The organism is Jatrophihabitans telluris (assembly GCF_023516435.1).
GTDB lineage: Bacteria > Actinomycetota > Actinomycetes > Mycobacteriales > Jatrophihabitantaceae > Jatrophihabitans_A > Jatrophihabitans_A telluris.
In genome coordinates this window covers 265,439-285,457 of the sequence record NZ_CP097332.1, presented here as the reverse complement: position 1 = coordinate 285,457, position 20,019 = coordinate 265,439, and the positions used below count along the sequence as shown (strand labels likewise).

19 protein-coding genes are annotated in these 20,019 nt (G+C 68.6%); 7 read left to right on the top strand and 12 right to left on the bottom strand.

Going from position 1 to position 20,019, the window contains the following annotated elements:
- Window positions 1–105: 105 nt before the first annotated feature.
- The 3 genes from M6D93_RS01300 to M6D93_RS01290 form a co-directional block, all read right to left on the bottom strand.
- Complete coding sequence (locus tag M6D93_RS01300; protein WP_249772347.1) at window positions 106–2,064, bottom strand: putative bifunctional diguanylate cyclase/phosphodiesterase; 1,959 nt, start codon at window positions 2,062–2,064, stop codon at window positions 106–108.
- Between the two features lie 129 nt (window positions 2,065–2,193).
- Entirely contained in the window at window positions 2,194–3,114 is a 921-nt protein-coding gene (locus M6D93_RS01295; RefSeq protein ID WP_249772345.1) for an NADP-dependent oxidoreductase, read from the bottom strand.
- Window positions 3,115–3,206: 92 nt separating this feature from the next.
- The gene (locus tag M6D93_RS01290; protein ID WP_249772343.1) at window positions 3,207–3,842 is read right to left on the bottom strand and encodes a TetR/AcrR family transcriptional regulator; all 636 of its coding nucleotides are present in this window, start codon (window positions 3,840–3,842) and stop codon (window positions 3,207–3,209) included.
- Window positions 3,843–3,930: 88 nt separating this feature from the next.
- Here M6D93_RS01290 and M6D93_RS01285 point away from each other — a divergent pair, with 88 nt between their 5' ends.
- Entirely contained in the window at window positions 3,931–5,490 is a 1,560-nt protein-coding gene (locus tag M6D93_RS01285; RefSeq protein WP_249772341.1) for an MFS transporter, read from the top strand.
- A gap of 56 nt (window positions 5,491–5,546) precedes the next feature.
- On the opposite strand, the gene M6D93_RS01280 is transcribed toward M6D93_RS01285, so the two are convergent.
- From M6D93_RS01280 to M6D93_RS01250, 6 genes are all read right to left on the bottom strand, one after another.
- On the bottom strand, window positions 5,547–6,341 hold the full coding sequence (locus M6D93_RS01280) for a DUF4232 domain-containing protein (RefSeq protein WP_249772339.1): 795 nt from the start codon (window positions 6,339–6,341) through the stop codon (window positions 5,547–5,549).
- Between the two features lie 186 nt (window positions 6,342–6,527).
- A complete protein-coding gene (locus tag M6D93_RS19460) occupies window positions 6,528–9,158 on the bottom strand; it encodes an ATP-binding protein (protein ID WP_347343518.1) in 2,631 nt (876 codons plus the stop codon).
- Window positions 9,159–9,246: 88 nt separating this feature from the next.
- The gene (locus M6D93_RS01265; protein ID WP_249772337.1) at window positions 9,247–9,828 is read right to left on the bottom strand and encodes a hypothetical protein; all 582 of its coding nucleotides are present in this window, start codon (window positions 9,826–9,828) and stop codon (window positions 9,247–9,249) included.
- Window positions 9,825–10,076 carry a DUF4242 domain-containing protein gene (locus tag M6D93_RS01260; RefSeq protein WP_249772335.1) on the bottom strand — a complete coding sequence of 84 codons (252 nt, stop codon included), beginning with the start codon at window positions 10,074–10,076 and terminating at the stop codon, window positions 9,825–9,827. The genes M6D93_RS01265 and M6D93_RS01260 overlap by 4 nt, the downstream gene beginning before the upstream one ends.
- Before the next feature lie 188 nt (window positions 10,077–10,264).
- A complete protein-coding gene (locus tag M6D93_RS01255; protein ID WP_249772333.1) occupies window positions 10,265–10,645 on the bottom strand; it encodes a hypothetical protein in 381 nt (126 codons plus the stop codon).
- A 56-nt stretch (window positions 10,646–10,701) separates the two neighbouring features.
- Window positions 10,702–12,132, bottom strand: coding sequence for an MFS transporter (locus M6D93_RS01250; RefSeq protein ID WP_347343517.1), 1,431 nt, complete (start codon window positions 12,130–12,132; stop codon window positions 10,702–10,704).
- A 16-nt stretch (window positions 12,133–12,148) separates the two neighbouring features.
- Between M6D93_RS01250 and M6D93_RS01245 the strand changes: the two genes are divergently transcribed.
- The 5 genes from M6D93_RS01245 (at window position 12,149) to M6D93_RS01225 (ending at window position 16,140) form a co-directional block, all read left to right on the top strand.
- On the top strand, window positions 12,149–12,472 hold the full coding sequence (locus M6D93_RS01245; RefSeq protein WP_249772329.1) for a hypothetical protein: 324 nt from the start codon (window positions 12,149–12,151) through the stop codon (window positions 12,470–12,472).
- A 12-nt stretch (window positions 12,473–12,484) separates the two neighbouring features.
- Window positions 12,485–13,075 carry a TetR/AcrR family transcriptional regulator gene (locus M6D93_RS01240; RefSeq protein WP_249772327.1) on the top strand — a complete coding sequence of 197 codons (591 nt, stop codon included), beginning with the start codon at window positions 12,485–12,487 and terminating at the stop codon, window positions 13,073–13,075.
- A gap of 64 nt (window positions 13,076–13,139) precedes the next feature.
- Complete coding sequence (locus M6D93_RS01235) at window positions 13,140–14,096, top strand: hypothetical protein (RefSeq protein ID WP_249772325.1); 957 nt, start codon at window positions 13,140–13,142, stop codon at window positions 14,094–14,096.
- A gap of 405 nt (window positions 14,097–14,501) precedes the next feature.
- Window positions 14,502–15,980 (top strand): MFS transporter, encoded by a 1,479-nt coding sequence (locus tag M6D93_RS01230; RefSeq protein ID WP_249772323.1) that lies wholly within the window; start codon window positions 14,502–14,504, stop codon window positions 15,978–15,980.
- Entirely contained in the window at window positions 15,937–16,140 is a 204-nt protein-coding gene (locus tag M6D93_RS01225) for a DUF2630 family protein (protein WP_249772321.1), read from the top strand. The genes M6D93_RS01230 and M6D93_RS01225 overlap by 44 nt, the downstream gene beginning before the upstream one ends.
- 50 nt (window positions 16,141–16,190) lie before the next feature.
- Here the strand turns inward: M6D93_RS01225 and M6D93_RS01220 are convergent, their stop codons facing one another.
- Genes M6D93_RS01220 through M6D93_RS01210 form a run of 3 tightly spaced genes read right to left on the bottom strand, consistent with a single transcriptional unit; the run spans window position 16,191 to window position 19,197 of the window.
- Window positions 16,191–17,033: an ABC transporter permease gene (locus M6D93_RS01220; protein WP_249772319.1), complete on the bottom strand. Its 843-nt coding sequence runs from the start codon at window positions 17,031–17,033 to the stop codon at window positions 16,191–16,193.
- Window positions 17,020–17,970 (bottom strand): ABC transporter ATP-binding protein, encoded by a 951-nt coding sequence (locus tag M6D93_RS01215; protein WP_249772317.1) that lies wholly within the window; start codon window positions 17,968–17,970, stop codon window positions 17,020–17,022. The genes M6D93_RS01220 and M6D93_RS01215 overlap by 14 nt, the downstream gene beginning before the upstream one ends.
- A 57-nt stretch (window positions 17,971–18,027) precedes the next feature.
- Window positions 18,028–19,197: a LolA family protein gene (locus M6D93_RS01210; protein ID WP_249772315.1), complete on the bottom strand. Its 1,170-nt coding sequence runs from the start codon at window positions 19,195–19,197 to the stop codon at window positions 18,028–18,030.
- Between the two features lie 124 nt (window positions 19,198–19,321).
- Between M6D93_RS01210 and M6D93_RS01205 the strand changes: the two genes are divergently transcribed.
- Window positions 19,322–19,999, top strand: a complete 678-nt coding sequence (locus M6D93_RS01205; protein ID WP_249772313.1) for a response regulator transcription factor — start codon at window positions 19,322–19,324, stop codon at window positions 19,997–19,999.
- Window positions 20,000–20,019: the final 20 nt, after the last annotated feature.

Below are 20,019 nucleotides of genomic sequence, written 5' to 3'. Positions count from 1 at the left end.
CTCAACGCACCACACCGAACAACAAGGGCAACCTCAACGCACCAGACCCAACAACAAGGGCAACCTCAACGCACCAGACCGAACAACAAGGGCAACCTCAACGCATCAGCGGACGAGGACGCGGTCGAGGTCCGCGGCCGGCTGGGGTTCGGCGTACAGGTTGCCCTGGCCGAAAGTGCAGCCCAACTGACGAGCGCGTGACTCCTGCACCCGGGTCTCGACGCCCTCGGCCAGAACGGTCTGTCCGAGCCGGCTCGCGAGGCCGGTCACCGCCGCGACGACCGCCTCGTCCGCGGAGATGCTGCCGAGTCCGGCGACGAAGGACCGATCGATCTTCACGATCTGGATCGGCAGGTGACGTAGGTGCGACAGCGCTGAGTACCCGGTGCCGAAATCGTCCAGCGCGATGACCACCCCGCAGTTGCGCAGCGCGGCCAGTCGCTCGGCGACGAGGGACGGCCCCACCAGCAGGGCGCTCTCGGTGATCTCGAGAATGAGCCGCTCCGGAGCGAGCCCGGACTCCAGCAACGCGGCCTGCACGTCCTCGACGATGGACGGACCCTGCAACTGCTTGGGCGAGCAGTTCACCGAAACCCACAACGGCGAGTGGCCCTCCTGCACCCTGCTTTCGTTCCACCGCGCGACCTGCTGGCTGGCCTGCTGCAGCACTCGCCGGCCCAGGGCGTGGATCACCCCGCTGGCTTCGGCGGCGGCGATGAACAACTCCGGCGGGACCGCGCCGCGCGCGGGATGGTCCCAGCGCGCCAGGGCTTCGACGCCGACGGTCTGGCCGGTCATCAGGTCCACGATGGGCTGGTATGCCACCCACAACTGCGCGTCGCTCTTTCGCTCGAGAGTGCGTCGCAGGTCGGAACTGATCCGGTAGCGGTCCTCCTGGGCCGAGGCGCTACCCGCGTCCCAGGCCCGGCACACGCCCCCGCCGGCTTGTTTCGCCTCGTACATCGCCAGATCCGCCGCCGCGATCACCCGGGCCGCGGTGACCGGCGCTCCGGCCGCACTGACCGGCGGGTACTCCCCCATCCCGTGCAGGGCCGCGCTGTCGGCCACGGCGACCCCGACCGACATCGAGGCCGAAACCTGTTGCTCGCTGCTGAGGTAGCTGCGGTCGAGCGCCGCGGCGAGCCGATGACCGAGCAGCTCCGCCTGGCCGGCCTCGGCCACGTCGGAGACCAGCAGGGCGAATTCGTCGCCGCCCAAACGGGAAACGGTGTCCTCGGCGCGCAACAGTCCGGTGAGCAGGTTGGCCACCTCACGCAGCATTCGGTCCCCGGCGGCGTGCCCGAGCCCGTCGTTGATCTCCTTGAACCCGTCGATGTCGCAGAAGAACACCGCGCACAGGGTCTGGGCGTTGCGGCTGCGTTCCAGTGCCAGCGTGAGGCGCTCCTCGAACACCTTGCGGTTGGGCAGTCCGGTCAAGGCGTCCTGCACCGCCAGCCGCCCGACCTCATCAGCCTCCCGGCGCAGTTGAAGCCCGGCCGCGCGATACCGGGCGACCAGATCGGACAGCAGGGCGGCGAGCACGGTCCAGGTCACGAGGGCGACCGGCAGCCGGATGTAGAAACCGGCCGAGGTGCCACCGTTGGCCAGGTAGTACAGCGGCAGCATCCCGGGGATCGTGAGCAAGGCGATCCAGCGGCGCTGGGTGAGCCCGGAGTAGGCAGCGGCCAGGGTGAACACGTTGTTGTACGCCGTCGCGTACTGGCCGGTCGTGTCGATGAGCAGCGCGATGGGCAGCAGCGCGATGAGCGGGAAGATCAACAGCAGCCAGGACGGCACTCGCCGCCAGGGCAGCGCGAGAGCCGCCAGCGCGGCCAGCGCCGCCACGACTTCGCTGGCCGAGGCCCGCAACCATCCCACCGTGTCGGTGTTCAGCAGCCACGCGGTGCCGATCACCAGCGAGGCGCACACGAACACGAGCAGGGCGCCGACGCGGCTCAGCGGCGAATGGAGCGGGAGCACATCGGCCGTCCGCGCCTCGTTTCCCCACCACCAGCGCCGGATGCGAGTCCGAACAGACCTCGGCCGGGCGTCACGCGCGCCCATTTCCACATAGTCGCCCGCTCACAGCGGGGGCACAAGATCATCCGGGGCCCGCTGGGGTGCAATCAGCCGCAGAGCGGACTGACCCGCTACCGAAGTGAATTGATCCCCGAGGCGGCGGCGGATCCCGCATCAGGCCGGGACGATCACGACCTTGCCGCGGGCGTGGCCGACCTCGACCGCCGCCAGCGCCTGGGCCGCCTCGTCCAGTGGACGGACGTCCTCCACCTTCGGGTCGAGCTTGCCGTCGGCCACCAGACCCGCCACGATCTCCAGCACCCGGCGGCCGCGGTCGCGCTGGATGAGATGACCGCCGAGCTCGGAGACCGTACCCATGTCGGCCGCGCTGATCAGCTTGCTGCGGTCGTTCAGCAGCTCGGCAACGACCCGCAGCCCGTGGCCGCCCACCAAGTCGAAGATCGCGTCGACGCCGTCGGGAAGCACCTGCCGGACCTGGTCCGCGACGTCGTCGTCGTAGGAGATGAACGTCGCGCCCAAGGACTCGATCAACGGACCCTTGTCCGGGCCCGCAACCCCGATGGCGTTGATCTCGAGATCGCGGGCGATCTGCAGTGCCGCCACGCCCACGCCCGCACTCGCACCGTTGACGAGCAGGGTCTGGCCGGCCCGCAGACCGAGCTGGGTCACGCCGTCGTAGGCCGTCGCCGCCGCGACGGTCAGGGTCGCGGCGGCCTCGAAGGACACCTGAGGTGGTTTCGGGGCACTCACATCCGCAGTGAGCAGGGTGGCCTCGGTGTAGCCGCCCGAACCCGGGGCGACCGCGCCGAACACCTCGTCCCCGACCGAGAATCCTTCGACGTCCGCGCCGACCTCGCGCACGACTCCGGAAGCCTCGGCGCCGAGCACGACCGGGAAGGCGGACGGATCCGTGGGCCCGTAGGCACCCGCACGCAGCTTGTAATCGATCGGGTTGACGCCCGCGGCGCGAACGTCGATGAGCAGTTCGCCGGCCATCGGCGAGGGCGGATCCAGTTCCAGGAACTCCGCCACCTCGGGGCCCCCGTTTGCGTTGTAGCCGAATGCCTTGACCATCGATGCGTCTCCTGTCGAAAGTCCTGTCGAACGCGAAGCCGTGGCGTCCTTTTCGAGCCTGCTTCACCCTACGGCCGAGCGGGCGGTCGGGTTCAGCCGCGCGACTGCGTCGTGATGCGCCCCAACCCGTCGACGATCCGGGTGAGCATGTCTTGCGAGGGGGGCCACGGGAAGTCGCACAGTTCGGCGCGCAGGGTCGCGAAGCCGTGCATCCCGACCCAGATCGCGGCAGCGTCGGCGAACGGATCGGTGCTGCTCGAGGCTCCCGCTTCGACGCAGTCGGCCAGGGTGTCGACGAGCAGCCGGAAGCCGTCGGTTCGCAGGGTGGGAACGGGGCGTTGCACCGACCCCTCGGGTGTCGGGATCATCCGCCGCTGAAAAAGCAGCCGGTAGCGATTGGGGCGCTCGGCGGCGAACTTCAGGTAGCCCGAGCATCCAGCGTGCAGGCGGCGCAGCGGATCGGTCTCGGTGGCGGCCTCGGCGGCGATGGCCTCGTTGAATTCGAGGAACGCGGCATCGACGACGGCTTCGACGATCGCTTCGCGGTCGGGAAAGTGCGCGTAGATGGACGGTGCGGAAATGCCGACGCGGCGGGCCACAGCGCGGAGCGTCACGTCCTGCTCGTTGCCACTGGCGTCGAGCAGTTCAGCCGCCGCGTCGAGGATGTCCTCTCGCAGCCTGCTGCCCTCGCCGCGCCGGTTTCGCTCCCGCATCGCCGATTCTGTCACGCAATCACTTTACAGCCGTTTACTGATGGAGTAAAACTAACGGACGTAACCCAACAGTCGTTTACTGACGCCCGTAAGGGAGCCCCTCATGACCACAATCGACCCCACCGTCGGGCACCCGCGGCGCCGCGCGATTCTCGGCGTCCTCTGCCTGTCGCTGCTGATCGTCGTCATCGACAACACGATCCTGAACACCGCGCTGCCCACTCTGGCTCGGGCGCTCCAGGCTTCCACCACCGACCTGCAGTGGATAACCGACGCCTACACCCTGACCTTCGCCGCCCTGCTGATCGCGGCCGGAGCACTTGGGGATCGCTACGGCCGCCGACGCGCGCTGCAGTTCGGGCTGGCCGTCTTCGCGCTCGGCTCGGCCGCAGCCGCGCTGTCCGGCGGCGCGAGCAGCCTGATCGCGGCGCGCGCGGTCATGGGCGTCGGCGCCGCGTTCGTCATGCCCGCCACCCTCTCGCTGCTGAGCGCCGTCTTTCCGGTGCGGGAGCGGGCAGCGGCGATCGGGGCGTGGTCGGCCGTCGCGGGCATCGGGATCGTGGTCGGACCCACACTGGGCGGATTGCTGCTGGCCCACTTCTACTGGGGATCGGTCTTCTGGGTGAACGTCCCACTGGTGGCCGTCGCGCTCGTGCTCGTCGTGACCGTGATCCCCGACCTGCCCGGCCGCGGCCGGGAGGGCACTCGCTTGGACGTTCTCGGCGCCGCGTTGTCGGCCGCGTCCCTGGTTGCCGTCGTCGATGCCGTTATCGAGGGACCCGACCGCGGCTGGACGTCGATGACGACGCTGGCTGAGGCGGTTCTGGGCCTGGCCCTGTTCGCCGCCTTCATCACGCACGAACTGCGCTCGGTGAGCCCGCTGATCGATGTCCGGGTCTTCGGCCACCGCGCCTTCTCCGCGGCTACGGCCGCGATCGGCATCACGTTCTTCGCCCTGTTCGGATCGTTGTTCGCACTCACCCAGTACCTGCAGCTGGTCCACGGCTACAGCGCCCTGTCCGCGGGCGTGCGAGCGCTGCCGTTCGCAGGCGCGGTCCTGGTGACCGCACCGCTGAGCAGCCTGCTGGTGCGGGCGGTCGGGGTTCGGGTCATCGTCCCGGCCGGGCTGGCCGCGATGGGCGGCGGCCTGCTCCTGCTCACCGGCGCGACGCCGACGTCGGCCTACAGCTACCTGGCCGTCGGCGTGGCGATCATGGGCGCCGGCATGGGACTGGTCATGGCCCCGGCAGGCGAGTCGCTGCTGTCGGTGTTGCCTGCCGAGCAGGCCGGGGTCGGCAGCGCCGTCAACGACACCGTCCAGGAACTCGGCGGCAGCCTCGGCGTGGCCATCATCGGCAGCGTGGTGTCCGGCTCGTTCCGGCACGGACTGGATTCCAGTGGTCTGCCGGCACCGCTGGTGCAGGCGGCTCGCCCCTCGATCGCTCACGCTGACGCCGTCTCAGCGCAGGTCGGTCCTGCGGGCCTACGGCTGCTCGAGGCCGCCCACGACAGCTTCACCACGGCGATGACGAGCGGATTCACCCTCGCCGGTGTCGTAGCCCTGGCCGGTGCGGTGGTCATCGCGGTCGCTCTGCCGGGACGGACCCGGCGAGCGAGCGGTTCCACCGCACCGGAGCAAGAGCTCGTCGGCACCGGTACCTGAGGACTCAGCTACCTGTGGACTCAGCGCCGCAGCGGTAGCCGTTCGCGCGGCAGGACTCAGCCGTACAGGCCGGGCGTGCCGAAGAACAGGTTGAGGTTGTGGATGTCGGTCCGGTAGGCGACGTTCTGAGCGTGCGTCTGACCGGTGATGGGCAGATGGATCAACTGCTCCAGCCAGTGGATCTCCGGCGCGTAGGTGCTGCCGTCGGCCTTGAGGTAGTGGTCGGCGGGAATCCAGTAGGCGTTGTGCTGGGCCGAGCTCACCTTCGCACCCTCCATCCACTTGACCTGGGCCCGGGCAAAGGCGTCGTTGTGAGTTGTGCCCGCCACGACCGGGTGAATCTGCAGGTCGCACACGCTGGCACCGATGGTCAGCGACGTCGTCCGGGTGGTGTTGGGCGGCGTCGAGTTCACGGTGTGGGAGAAGGCGCACGGGCCGGACGTCTGCGGGTTGAAGTTCATCCACTCGGCCGTCGCGGAGGCATAGCCGTGAGACGGCAGGGTGATCGTCCTGACTGCGGTGGCGCCGCCTGCGAAACCGTTCAGCGTTCGCCGGGCGTGGGCCAGCACGTGCCCGGACGCGCTGATCGCGTCGAAGCCCGGGTAGCCGAAGAGCGTGCAGGCGGCGGGGCCCGCGTTGCGGAACAGGACGACGACCGAGCCGTGGCCGGTGGCGCCCTGCTGCGGCGCGTGGGTCACACGCAGCACCGCGTTGCTGCAGGACGGCGGTGTGCTCGCCCCAGCGCCGGCACCGGTCACCGCGGCCAGTGCGGCCGCCGCGAGGACCGCGGACGAGGCCGCTACCGCGTAACGGGTGACCACCCGGACGGTCGAGACACGTGATGTGAACATGGCAGCTCCCTTGGGTACGGCAGCGCTATGGCGGCCGAGGATGATTCGCCTGGCAGGAGGGCCGGGTCAGGATCGTGATACGGCTCTCTACCTAGGGACGTGTTAAGACCGTCCGACTGTGGCGTCGCGGTCCCCGCGCAATAGGCCTCCCGCGGAGACCACGAACGTGCAGCCATCGGAATCCGTTCACGACACCAGTCCGAGCGACCGGGCCGACGCCGCGGCTCGTTCCCGGCTCGTCACGCCGAGCTTGGACAGCACGGCCGAGACATGGTGGTCGACCGTCTTGGCCGAGATGAACAGCTCGCGGGCGATCTCGGCGTTGCTGCGCTGGCGGCACAGCAGTTCCAGCACCTCCCGTTCGCGAGGAGTCAGGCCCATCGGATGGGCTCTGGTCGCCCGGCGGGGGCCGACCGGAACGGACCTGATGCCGCGTTCGCGCAGCACCCGGCGCACGACCGAGGCCGCGGCCACCGCGCCCAGTTCGTCCAACCGGCGCAGTGCCTGCCGCAGCGAGCGCTCGTCGCCGGCGTCCAGCAACGCGAGGGCGGCCTCGTAGGGGCATTCGAGTTCGTCCCAACAGGCGACGGCATCCGCGACGCGACCGGCGGCCGCGAGGCGGAAGGGCTCGGCGACGTCGCCGGCGACCCTGCGCGAGGAGGACGTACGACGAAGCCACGACGACAGGCAACCCCGCAGCCACGGGTCCAGGCCCGCGCTCAGTTCGGCGGCCAGTTCTGCCTCGCGGCGGGCCGGTTCGATCCGGCCCGCAAGCCAGAACGCCTCGGCCCGAGCCAGCCGTACCGACACGATGTACTGCGGCTCGGACGTCGGTTCGGCCTCCTCCAGTCCCTCGTCCAGGTGGAGCCAGGCTCGGGAGTCGCCCCGGCGGGCATAGATCAGGCCGGAGTGGATGTTCGGGCAGATCCGGGTCTGGGGCGAGGTCACGCTCTCCTCGAGCAGCTGCTGAGCCAGGGCGATCGCCTCGTCCCACCGGCCACGTTCGCGCAGTGCGGTCGTACGGGTTGCGCGCAGGCAGTAGATGTAGATGCCCAGATCGTGTTCCTGCGCGTAGGCGATCCCGTCGATGAAGTACTGCTCGGCCTCGGCGAAGCGGTAGTGGTCGGTCAGTCCACCGAACAGGTTGTTGTACGCCCGTCCGGCTTGCGGTTGCAGGTTGTGCGACAGCGAGAGTTCCAGTGACCGGCGCAGGAATTCGACCCACCCAGGGTCAGTGGCCGATCGAGCGCACCCCTCGGTGTTCAGGGCGTCGGCGATGACGTCGAAGGCGCCGACCTGCCGCGCGATGTCGCAGGCGCGATGGGCCAGCTCGATCGCCTCGGCGGTGGCGTCGCGCGTCATCTGGATTCCGGCCAGGCTCACGTAGGCCCAGGCCAGTTCGCGTCCAGGACCCATCGGCTCCAGGATCTCGACGGCCTGCCGGGCCGCTTCCAGGGCCTCGTCGCCCCGGCACAGACTCTTGAGCGCCAGCGCGTACCGGCGAAGGGTTTCACCTTCCTGGCGACGATTTCCCAGCGCGCGCCACAGCGCCAGGGCGCGCTCGTCGGCCTCGGCGGAGGTATGCCACCCATCGCCCAGGGACGCCTCGACCGCCAACCCGCCGTAGAGAGTGGCAACCGTGGCGGCGTCCGCCCCGTCACTGGCCCGCAACGCCCGCTGGTACTGAGCGGCGGCCTCGCGGTGGGCGCCGAGCGATCCCGCACGGCGGGCGGCCCGCGTCGAGAATTCCAAGACCGCGGGCAGGTCCTCGGCTCCCTCGGCGTGGAAGGCCAGGCGGGCGTCGTCCGGGCTCAGGGCCGATCGCAGCGCGGCCAGCACGTCGGCGTGGATCGCCCGGCGCCGGTGCGCGGCGATCTGCTGCTCCACGACCAGACGGGCGATATCGTGCCGGAACCGTAAGGACAATCCGTCTTCGACGAGCAATCCCGAGCCGATCAACTCATCGAGCATGTCCGGAGGACAACGCGCCGCCCGCATCAGCAGCGACGGCTCGATCCGGGCGCCGATCAGCGAGGCGTAGGCCAGCACGAGAAAGGCGGGGTCGGACAGTCGAGCCGCGCGAGCGAAAACGGCATCGCGCGCCGACAGCGGGACGGCGGTCGGGGAAGCGTCACAGGCGGCGATCACCTCCGTGACGAAGAACGGGTTTCCCCCGGTGAGATCGAACAATTCCTGCGGGTCGAGGTCCGATCCCGAGGCCAGCGAACGCACCGCGGCCGGCGACAGTGTCGGCAGCTGGATGCGGTGTGTCCAGCGCAGGCTGCCGAGTTCTCCGAGCGCGAGCCGCAGCGGCAGTGCCGTGGCCATGGCGTCATCGCGATAGGTGGCGATCAACAGGACGGATGCCGTACGAATCCGGCGCGCCAGGAAGCGCAGCAGATCGAGGGTTGCCTCGTCGGCCCAGTGGATGTCCTCGACGACGAGCACCTGCAGGCTCTGGCTCTGCGAGATCTGCCCGAGCAGTGCCCGGAACAGTTCCTCACGTTCGGGGTGGCCGTCCAGCAGCTCGGCGAGCCGGCCGCCGAGGGTGGATGCCAGGTCGTACAGCGGCGCCAGCGGACGGGGCGTGGACAGTCCGTCGCACGTTCCCCACGCCCAGGTCGCGGGAGGGCATCCGTCGGTCTCGAAGCGCTCGAGAAGTACGGACTTGCCCACGCCTGCTTCTCCGGCCAGCAGCACCAGCCGTCCCTCACCAGCCGCGGCCCGTTCGGCGTAGGAACGCAGCTCGGCGAGCTGCAGGTCCCGTTCGACCAGCGCCATGCTGGAAGTGTCCTCCATGATTTCCGAATACTCCACGACGTTTCCTGCCGAAAGAGCCCCGCGCGACATTCAGTCGCGCGGGGTCCGCTTCGGTCGGCAACGTCCCCCGTTGCCGTGCGTGCGGTCAGGCCCAGGCGCAGTGGACGCTCGGGTTCCACATGCTCAGCTGTCCTGACGGGTTCGATTTCCACGCCCAGACGTGCTGGGAGTAGAACGTGTTCAGGCCGTAGCGGTTCGGCGCGGTCGTCACGTTGAACGGATGCCCCGGGAACAGCAGGGGCGGGGCGGCGTTCTTCGCGTCCCAGGTGGCCTTGTCGACGATGAATTCGACCGCGGCCAGGCGCAACGTCCCGTCACGCTCAGGTGCATAGACGAGAGCTTCTGGCTTCGACGGGTCGATGTTGGGGTCGCCGACGAGGTTCGGATTGACGAAGTGCACGCCCATCGCACCGCCCTTCATACCCGGCATGTCCGGCATGTCTATGCAGGAGACGCCGTTGATGTCCTTGAACGCGCCGTATCCGGCGTCCTCGGCTTCGGCGATGTTGTGGAATTCGTCGGTGGCCTGCCTGATAAGGCGGATCTGTTGCGACCGGCCCACCCCGCCGTGGTGCGTTCCCAGCATTCGTGGAACGGCGAGGGCGGCCGGAGCCAGTGCGAAGACCAGCAGACCGGACAGCACGGCCAGCCAATGCGCGCGCTTCACAACCCCTCCTGCACTTCGAACAGCGCGTCGGCGACCAGGCCGTGGGATTCGCGATGAACCGCGTTGGCGGCTTCGGCCGACGGAGCTTCGACGAGACAGAACACCCGGCCGCCTTCCTCGTTGACCCAGTAGCGCAGGTACCGGACGTCGTGCGCGCCCTGAACCTTGAGGTCGGCGGCGTGGGCCTGGGCGAGGTCGTCGATCGTGACGCCGCCGGCAATGGTGTGCATGTCCATGAACAGAGGCATGGTGACTCCTTGCTGAGATGACTGAGGAGATCGGCTGATCTCTTGGTCACGACGCTAGGAGCAGGCCGCCGTTGGGGAATCGGGATCGCTCCCCCAGATTCCCCAGGCAGTTCCCCATGTTTGTCCTGAACCCGGCCTGAAGCCGTCCTTGGACCACTCAGTCCGACCCAGCTGCGGAGCGGGCCGCGTCAGCGCGCCTCGCGCGGAACGCCCAGACGCGGCACGCTGCTCAGGCCGAGGTTGTAGCGGACATGCTCGGCGTACTCGGACAATTTCGCCCACAACGCGGAGTGGGCCGACCACGGGACCGGTTCGTCACCGTCGAGCCAGCTCTCGCCGAAGGTGATCCAGACGACGGTCCATTCCGTGGCGAGCTCCCACCGGCCGTTGCTCCACTCGATGAGCGAACGCCGGATCTGCATCGCGGCTCGGGCGGCGTCGGCGAACACATCGGTGCTGTGCACGGCCCAGACTCGGAAGTCCGCCGACATCAGGTCGAGTTCGAAGTCGTCGAGCACGGCAGGGTCGACGAGCACCGTCGCCATGTTCTCCAGCCTGGGACCTCCCATGCTTGAGATTATTACCAATCGATCTGACAACCACGATCGTGTGATCGTTCGATCGGTCAGACGGCATCCAGCTCGGCGTACTCCAGGGACTCGATCTCGTCGGCGATCGGGCTGCGCTCGGACGGCAGTTCGGTCCCGCGGTGCGGACGGTGAGTGGACCGCATCAGCAGGACCAGCACGACGGTCACGGCGAGCAGGCCGGCGGCCACCGCGAAAGCGCTTTGCGCACCCTGCACGAAGCTGTACACGCGGGGATCGTCGCCCGCGGGCACCGCATGCAGCGCCGACTTCGAAGCCGACCCGAATACCGTCACCAGCGCGGCGAGACCGAGCGAGCCACCGACCTGCTGCATGACGTTGACCAGCCCGGAAGCGGCCCCGGCGTCCTTCGGCTCGACGCCGGCCAGCGCGGCCGAGGTGAGCGGCACGAACGCGGTGCCGTTGCCCAGACCGACCATCACCAGTGGGCCGAGGATCATGGCGTAACCGCTCGTGGCCGATAGCTGGGTCAGCCACAACATTCCCAGTCCGGACAGGGTGATCCCGGCGGCCATGAGTACCCGTGGGTCGATCCGCGCGGCCAGCTCACGGGTGGACAGCTGGGAGGCGGCGAACAGGGCGATGGTGAGCGGCAGGAAGGCCAGGCCGGTCATGAGCGCGCTGTAGTGCAGTACGTCCTGAAGGAACTGGGTCAGGAAGAAGAACATCCCGAACATGCTCGCGACCAGGGTCAGTCGCGCCAGGTAGGACAGGTTGCGGGTGCGGTTGGTGAACATCCGCAACGGTGTGATCGGCATGCTGGCTCGGGTTTCGACTAACGCGAACAGGCCGAGCAGGACGACGCCGAAGGCCAGGGACCCGATCGTGAGCTGGTCGGCCCAACCGTCCGAAGCCGCGCGCACGATGCCGTAGACGATGGCGCCCATACCGAAGGTCGAGGTGACTGCGCCGGGGACGTCCACCTTGCCGGTGTTGCGCGCGGTTTCGGTCAGGGAGATCCGGGCCAGGGCGAGCAGGGCCAGACCGATCGGGACGTTGACGAAGAACACCCAGCGCCAGGAGACCCATTCGATGAGAATGCCGCCGGTGATCAGGCCGACGGCAGATCCACCGATGGAGACCGCGGTGTACAGGCCGAGGGCCCGGGTGCGTTCGCGCCCTTCGGAAAAGGTGATCATGAGTAACGCCAGGGCCGAGGGCGAGGCGAACGCGGCTCCGATCCCCTGGACGAAGCGGGCGGCCAGCAGCAGCGCGGCCGAGTCGGTCAGGCCGCCGGCCAGCGAGGCGACGGTGAACAGTGCGATGCCGGCCAGGAAGACCCGCTTGCGGCCGTAGAGGTCGCCGGCCCGCGCGCCGAGCAGTAGTAGGCCACCGAAAGCGAGGGTGTAGGCGTTGAGCACCCAGGACAGGTTCGTCGGGCTGAAGCTGAGGGCCGACTGGATGTCGGGCAGCGCGATGTTCACGATGGTCGCGTCCAGCACGACCATCAGCTGGCAGACCAGGATGACGATCAGAGCGAAGGAGCCGGCACGCGAACGCCGGGACTTCAGCCGCTCGAAGGTTCCTGATCCCGGACGGTTGGCGGTCGATGCGGTGGTTGAGGGGGTTGATGCGGTGGTTGAGGGGGAGGTTGAGGGGGAGGTTGAGGGGGAGGTTGAGGGGGAGGTTGAGGGGGAGGTATCGACAGGCAGCGCGGAACTGCCGCCCGAGGTGTTCGGTGGCATGCTGGTACTCCAACGAAGTAAGTGGTTGAATAAATGGAAGGCGCCTCCACTTACGATACGGAGGCGTCCTCCACTTAGCAACTGGATTCCGAAAGCTTTCTGACAGAGGTGTGAAATGAGCGCCACGGACGAGGTGGTCGCCAAGCCCCGGCGAGCGGATGCGCAGCGCAACTACGACGCGCTCCTGAAGGCCGCCAGCCGGGTCTTCGCCCAGCGCGGGCTCGACGCTTCGCTCGAGGACGTCGCCAAGGAGGCCGGCGTCGGCATCGGCACCCTCTACCGCAACTTCCCGTCCCGTGAGGCGCTGGTCGTGGCCGCGTACCGCACCGGCGTCGAGCAGTTGACCGAGGCGGCGCGCACCTATCTCGACGAGTACAGCGCTGACAAGGCCCTGGAACTCTGGATGGAACGCTTCATCGGCTACGTCGCGACCAAGCGCGGCCTGGCCGCCGTACTCAAGACGGCGGCCGAGACGCACACCGAACTATTCACCTACACGCGTTCGATCCTTCTCGGCGCGATCGACATGCTGCTCAAGGCGGCGGCCGAGGCTGGCGTTGTTCGCGACGACGTGGCTCCGGACGATCTGCTCCGTGCGATCGGCGGGATCTGCATGGTGTCGGACCAACCCGGCTGGGAGGAGCAGGCGCGGCGACTGCTGAACCTGTTCATGGACGGCCTGCGCTACGGGGCCGTCGCCCGCTGAGGCCGGCCTCCGGTTCGCGGGTGTGGGAGGCTGATCTCAGACCTCGCGAAATGGACGCATGCGGATGACCGACCCGAACCAGCCCCACCAGCCCGATCCCCCTCAGTGGGGCTCCTGGCAGGCCGAAACACCGCGGTCGCCCGAGACTTCCGGCCCGGCCGCTGATCCATCACCGTGGTCAGCGGCGCCGGACAACGGGGCGCCGAACTACAACCAACCCGGCTACGGTCAACCTCCCTACGGGCAGCCCTCGTACGGCCAGCCTCCCTACGGCCAGCCTCCCTACGACCAGCCTCCCTCCGGCCAGACCCCGTACGGCCAGCCTCCCTACGGCCAGCCTCCCTACGGCCAGACCCCGTACGGCCAGCCCCCGTACGGCGCCTACGGGCAGCCGGGCATGAACCCGGTCGGCGGTTACCCGCCCCCGAAAAAGCGCCGGACGGGCCTCATCGTCGGCCTCATCGTGGCGGCCGTGGTCCTCGTTGCGGCCGGCATCGTCGGAGTCGTTGCCGCGGTCAACCATCATTCCAAGGCCGTGGCCAGTCAGCACACGTTGACGGTGCCTGATCAGGCTGGCGCCTACACCCGACTCACGGACGCGACCGCACAACAAGTCGGCGATCGCGTCCTGCAGAGTGTGACCTCCCTGGACCCTCAGGGTGTCTGGCAGAAACCGAAGGTGGGTGTGTACGCGAAGAACGGCGCGAGCACCCCACAGGTCTTCTTGCTGGGCCTCAACGTCGCCGATTCTCCGAAGCTGACCCGTGAGATGGGCATCAACTCGATCGACAAGGAATCCAAGCAGTTCCTCGCGGGAGCGAACCTGCAGAACACCAAGCCCTATCCGGCCGGCAAATTCGGTGGTGTCCTCGACTGCGGATCCCTGAGCAGCTCGGGACAAACTCTGTCGATCTGCGTGTGGATGGACCACTCGACAGTGGGCGTGATCTACGACGTCCAGGGAAGCGCGGACGATGCCGCCACTGCCGCACTGGCCATCCGCGAGGCCGGCGAACACTGAAGCGCGACCGTCCCGAGGAACACCGCCCTCCACGGTGAACCCGGGCGCTTAAGGGTCGATGCGGTGAACCCGGCCGCTTGAAGGTCCGTGCGGTGAACCCGGCCGCTTGAAGGTCGGCGCGGTGAACCCAGGCGCTTGAAGGTCGGCGCGGTGAACGGGGGCGCTTGAAGGTCGGCGCGGTGATCGGGGTTGGCGTCCGGCTCCGCCCCGTTGCGCGAATGGGCAGTTTCGCAGCGAATGGGCACTTGCAACCGCCCATTCGGCGCGGAACTGCCCATTCGCGCAGGACGGACCCTGGGGCACAGGCGACCCGAGTGTCGAGCCATGGCCGAGGTCGCCCACCGCGCGGGCGAGCCGGTGGCGACCCCGTGAGACAGGCAGCCGTCCGACTGGGAAGCTGTGCTGGTGACAGCGCCCGCCAAACTCACCCTTGCCTCACCCGCCGGTCGCGGTGCCCTCGCCGCGACGGTGCTCGCCAGCGGGATGGTGTTCCTCGACGGCACCATCGCCAACGTGGCCACCCGCCAGATCGGGCTCGACTTCAAGGCCAGTTTCGCGACCTTGCAGTGGGTGCTCAACGGCTACGCCCTGGCGTTGGCCAGCCTGATTCTGCTCGGCGGCTCGTTGGGTGACCGGTTCGGACGGCGGTCGGTATACCTGCTCGGCATCGTCTGGTTCGCGACCGCCTCGGCGCTGTGCGCTCTGGCTCCGAACGCAGAGGTCCTGATCGCGGCACGGGTCCTGCAGGGAATCGGCGGAGCCCTGCTCACTCCCGGCTCGCTGGCCCTGATCCAGGCGTCGTTCAGGCCCGAGGAGACGGGACGCGCGGTTGGAGTGTGGTCGGGAACCTCAGGGGTCACGACCGCGCTGGGACCGCTGCTCGGCGGCTACCTCGTGCAGCACGTCTCCTGGCGCTGGGCGTTCGGCATCAATGTTCCGCTCGCGGTCGTCGCGGTTCTGCTGGCGATGCGCTTTCTTCCGGAGTCTCGCAGCGACGAGGAAGAGGGTCCGCTGGACATGGCGGGCACCGTTCTCATCGCGCTCGCGCTAGGCGGTCTGACCTACGGAACCACGCTCGCGGGCAGTTCAGGCTGGAACGGCACCGCCGTGGGATGCACGCTGGCGGGCGTGCTGCTCCTGGCGGTGTTCGTCGTGGTCGAGGACCGTCGCCGGTACCCGCTGGTGCCGCCACGACTGTTCGCCAACCGCACCTTCACCGGCTCGAACCTGATGACCTTCACGACCTACGGCGCCCTGGGTGCCGTGTTCTTCCTGATGGTTCTGGACCTTCAGGTCGCGGGCGGCTACGGTCCGCTGGCCGCCGGGCTGGCGGGGCTGCCGATCACCGTGCTGCTCCTGGTGCTCTCACCGCGCACCGGCGCACTGTCGAGCCGGATCGGGCCGAAACTGCCGATGACGGTGGGGCCGCTGCTGGCCGCGACGGGCGTCGCGCTGACCATGCGCATCGGCACGAACAGTCACAATTATCTGACCGACGTCCTGCCGGGGATCCTCGTGTTCGGGCTGGGCATGTCCCTGGTCGTCGCCCCGTTGACGGCAACGGTGATGGCCGCCGCGCCCCCCAGCGAGGTGGGCGTCGCCTCCGGAGTGAACAACGCCGTCGCGCGCTCGGCGTCGTTGCTCGCCGTGGCCGTGCTGCCACCGCTGGCCGGGCTGACCGGTGAGCGGTACCAGATCCCTTCGGTGATGGCCCACGGCTACCGGGTCGCGGCCGCCAGCTGCGCGGGCCTTCTCGTGATCGGCGCGATCGTCGTAGCGTTCACGGTGACGGGCACTCCCGTACCGAGCGCGCCCGCAGTACCGCCCCAGGAGGTCGACGATGACGCACGAGACCGAGCAGCCGATCCTGCAACAGATTCATGACCTGGTGGCCGAGGAGCACCGGCTGCGCACCACGCATACCGGCATCGGGTTGAACCAGGCGGAACGCAACCGGCTGGAGACCCTGGAACGGTCCCTCGACCAGGCCTGGGACCTACTGCGCCAGCGCCGCGCTGCCGACGAGTTCGGTACCGAAGCCTGAGCGTCCGGCGCCGAGGCCGGCGTCGAGGCCGGCGTCGAGGCCGGCGTCGATCAGGATGTGACGTCCTTGCTGGTGAACCGCGCCCAGGCCGCGCTCGCGAACACCACCACGTACCCGAGAGCCACCCACAAGCCGTGCTGGAGCCCGGCCAGCGACAGCGGATCGCGCAACACGTCGGAGAACCGCAGCAGGTAGTGACTGATCAGCCAGGGCTGGATGGCGTGCAGCTGGGGAACCGCGTCCAGCACCTGCATGGTGATGGCCAGGGAGAGGGTGGCCGCCATCGCCGCGATCGGGACCTCGGTGAGGGTGGAGATGAACAGTCCGAGTGCCGCGATCGCGAGCATCATGACGGTGGCGTAGCCCACCACGATGGAAAGCCTCCAGACACCGTCGGCCATGGAGGTCTGTGTGCCCGACAACAGCGTGACTTTCCCCTTGGGAAATAGAGCCAAACCGATCACGATCCCGACGACGGCCACGGTCAGCGCGGTGAGCAGGCACCAGACCGCGGCCGCGATCAGCTTCACGGCCAGCAACCTGGTACGCCCTACCGGCACGGCGAGCAGGTAGCGCAGCGTGCCCGTGCCGGCCTCACCGGCAATGGATTCGCCGACGACCACCGACACCGCCATCGGCAGGAAGATCGGAATCACGACGACGAGGGCGGTGAACGCGACGAAGATGCCGTTGTCCGCGATGCTGCCGATCAGGCCGTCGGCGTTGTTGTGCGTGGTCAGCTTGACCGCGATCGCGATGATCACCGGGATCGCGGACAGCGTCACCAGCATCAACTGGTTCCGCCGCCGTCGCAGCAGCATTCCGATCTCGCTGGCCACGAAGCGCGACCCCAGTCGGAACGCGCCGGGCGCTACCCGCTCACGCGCTGACATCGAAACCCTCCCCGGTCAGGGAAACGAATACATCTTCCAGGTTGGGACGTTGGACCGCGAAGCCGCGGACCGCCACCCCAGCCCGGACGAGGGCCGCGACGATGTCCTCCGGTGCGCGCGAGCCGAGCACGGCCGAGGCGGTGCCGGGCTCCTCGTTGATCTCGACCAGCCCCAGGTCGGCCAGAACCCCTTTCGCCACCGTGGAATCCGGTGTCTGGACGACGACCCGCACCCGCTGCTGATCACCGAGGACCGCCAACGAGCCCTGCCAGACGAGCCGTCCGGTTCGCATCACCCCGACGTGGTCGCACACCTGCTCCACCTCACTGAGCAGGTGCGAGGACACGAACACCGTCGTTCCGTCGGCTGCCAGTTGCGTCACCAGATGGCGGACCTCCCTGGTGCCCTGCGGATCAAGGCCGTTCGTCGGTTCGTCCAGGATGAGCAGGTCGCGAGGCTGTAACAGGGCCGCGGCGATACCCAGCCGCTGACGCATGCCCAAGGAGTAGTTCCGGTAGCGCTTCGCCGCCGCCGCGGTGAGTCCGACCCGTTCCAGAGCGTGGTCGATGCGTCGCCCGCTGTCCCGGCGCGACGCCCCCAGGTCCGCGGCGTCCAACCGGGCGAGATTGGCCCGTCCCGACAGGTAGGGGTGAAACGCCGGCCCTTCCACCAGGGATCCGACGTGGGGCAGAGCGCGGGCGGCATGATCGGGAATCCGTTGCCCCAACAGGGATATCTCGCCGGCGGTCGCAAATACCAACCCCAACAGCATGCGGATGGTCGTGGTCTTGCCGGACCCGTTCGGGCCCAGGAACCCGTACACCGACCCAGCCGGTACCACCAGGTCGAGACCGTCGACCGCGAGCTGGCCGTGCCCCGGGCGGCCGAAGCGTTTGCTCAGCCCGGTGGTCGCGATCGCCAGCCCGTCTGGGTTCATCGGAGAATCCGGCTCATCTCGACCCTGCCTCACGCGACGCCCCCACTCGACCGCGGCTCACGTGGCCGCAGCCTCGTAGAGCACGTCGGGCTGGACCGCGCCGACGAAGACCCGTCCGTCGTCGGTGATCAACGCCGACACCAGGGCCGAGGTGAACAGATGTCCCTTGCCCCAGGTCCCAGAGACGGCCGGGAGCTTATCGAGGGTCCCGCCGAGCTGCCCGCTCTGATCGGCCAGCGACTGCAGAGACGGCACACCGGTCAACTCGGCGACGGTTGTCCAGCCCTCACCGATCGTCCGGTAGCTGCTGTCGCGAGCGGCCTTGATCTGGCCGGGGGCACCGGTGGGCTGGGGGGCCTGCTGCATCGGCTTGGCGCCCGCCGGCGGAGAGAAGGTGAAGAAGTCGTTGTCCGGGACGGAGAAGTCGACCCTGGTGAAGCTGACGTCCAGCGCCGCCCGAGTGGCTTTCTTGGCGTACACCTGCACGCCCAGCGGAACCTTGGTCTTGCCGTCCACCGAGATCCGAACCGAGCCGACCGTCGAACGCGCGTCCTTGGGGACGAGGACCAGCGTGTAGGTGGCGCGGCCGGCGACCACACCGGTTCGGTCGGTGCTGACCGTCGTACTGGGACTGATGAAGGCCAGCGCGCGGGCCGCCGCATCGGCCGGCGTCAGGCTCGGCAACTGGGCCGGGGTCGTCTGAGCGGCGGCCGAGGGCAGGAGCGTGTGCGAGGACTGTCGCGTCGTGGAGTCCCACTGCCACAGGTCACGTCCGTTGCGGAAGGCATCCTGCTCACCGAACGAATCGAGCAGAGCGACCCGCTGCTTGGTCTCACCGCCGTACCAGACACGGCTGGTGTGGGAACCCGACAGCAGGCCGAGCAGGCCGGTGCTGGCGGAGTTGACCATGCCCGGCAGCTCGGGCAGGCCCAATGAAGCCTTTTCCACGATGGTGCCGGAGAAGCCGGCCACCTTCGCGTCGGAGACGGAAGCGAGCAACTGAGCCGCGGACTGGGTGGGGAGGTTGGGATTGGCGGTTGCCGACAAGACTCCGCTGGCCATCACCGCGACCACCCCGACCGCTGCGGCCGGGAGCAGCCAACGGACGTTGCGGCGGGTCAGCAGGCGACGACTCGAACCGGTGGAACGGGATGACGCGCTGGATGACGAATCGATCGGGCCCGGGCCTGCGGAGGCGCCGGCGGAAGACGTTGAGATTTCATCCATGCCGCCCAGGATTGTTCGCCGGCCCTGTGCACAGCCTGAGCCCGGCTGAGGTTGCCCTGAGCCGAGCACGCACGATGCTCATCGTGCTTAGATTCCCTCAGGTCCGATCGGAGGTGGAACCACCGTGCGCTTGCTGATCGTCGAGGATGAAGCGCGGATGGCCACCGCTCTGCAACGCGGCCTCATCGCGGAGGGATTCACCGTCGAGATCGCCCTGAACGGGCCCGACGGCCTGCACCTGGCGCGCGAGAACAACTACGACGCCATCATCTGCGACATCATGCTTCCGGGCCTGTCGGGCTACCGGATCATCGAGGCGTTGCGGGCAGAACAGAACTGGACGCCGGTGCTCGTGCTGTCGGCCAAGGACGGCGAGTACGACGAGGCCGACGCCTTGGATCTGGGCGCCGATGACTACCTGATCAAGCCGTTCTCGTTCGTGGTGCTGCTCGCCCGGCTGCGTTCGGTGCTGCGCCGCGGGGTCCGTCCTCGCCCGGCGGTGCTGGCCTGCGGCGACCTCTCGCTGGACCCGGCGGCCAGGCTGGTCAAGCGAGGCGACACCGAGATCGAACTGACGCCGCGCGAGTTCTCCCTGCTGGAATTCCTGATGCGCCGCGCCGGGGACGCGGTCAGCAAGGCCGACATCCTGCACCACGTCTGGGACGCCCACTACGAAGGGGACGCCAACGTCATCGAGGTCTACGTCGGTTACCTGCGTCGTAAGATCGACCAGCCGTTCGGGCGCCACGCGCTGCAGACGGTGCGCGGCGCGGGCTACCGGCTGGCCACGGACGGCGGCTGAGTGTCGATCCCCCCGGCCGG

Bases quoted from the DNA above. Each gene is read 5' to 3' on its own strand.
- M6D93_RS01225 (WP_249772321.1), top strand. From the start codon at position 15,937: ATGACGCACGAGACCGAGCAGCCGATCCTGCAACAGATTCATGACCTG.
- M6D93_RS01240 (WP_249772327.1), top strand. From the start codon at position 12,485: ATGAGCGCCACGGACGAGGTGGTCGCCAAGCCCCGGCGAGCGGATGCG.
- M6D93_RS01235 (WP_249772325.1), top strand. From the start codon at position 13,140: ATGACCGACCCGAACCAGCCCCACCAGCCCGATCCCCCTCAGTGGGGC.
- M6D93_RS01245 (WP_249772329.1), top strand. From the start codon at position 12,149: ATGACGATCAGAGCGAAGGAGCCGGCACGCGAACGCCGGGACTTCAGC.
- M6D93_RS01250 (WP_347343517.1), bottom strand. From the start codon at position 12,132: ATGGTCGTGCTGGACGCGACCATCGTGAACATCGCGCTGCCCGACATC.
- M6D93_RS01295 (WP_249772345.1), bottom strand. From the start codon at position 3,114: ATGGTCAAGGCATTCGGCTACAACGCAAACGGGGGCCCCGAGGTGGCG.
- M6D93_RS01215 (WP_249772317.1), bottom strand. From the start codon at position 17,970: ATGAACCCAGACGGGCTGGCGATCGCGACCACCGGGCTGAGCAAACGC.
- M6D93_RS01255 (WP_249772333.1), bottom strand. From the start codon at position 10,645: ATGGGAGGTCCCAGGCTGGAGAACATGGCGACGGTGCTCGTCGACCCT.
- M6D93_RS01280 (WP_249772339.1), bottom strand. From the start codon at position 6,341: ATGTTCACATCACGTGTCTCGACCGTCCGGGTGGTCACCCGTTACGCG.
- M6D93_RS01300 (WP_249772347.1), bottom strand. From the start codon at position 2,064: ATGGGCGCGCGTGACGCCCGGCCGAGGTCTGTTCGGACTCGCATCCGG.
- M6D93_RS01220 (WP_249772319.1), bottom strand. From the start codon at position 17,033: ATGTCAGCGCGTGAGCGGGTAGCGCCCGGCGCGTTCCGACTGGGGTCG.
- M6D93_RS01285 (WP_249772341.1), top strand. From the start codon at position 3,931: ATGACCACAATCGACCCCACCGTCGGGCACCCGCGGCGCCGCGCGATT.
- M6D93_RS01210 (WP_249772315.1), bottom strand. From the start codon at position 19,197: ATGGATGAAATCTCAACGTCTTCCGCCGGCGCCTCCGCAGGCCCGGGC.
- M6D93_RS01260 (WP_249772335.1), bottom strand. From the start codon at position 10,076: ATGCCTCTGTTCATGGACATGCACACCATTGCCGGCGGCGTCACGATC.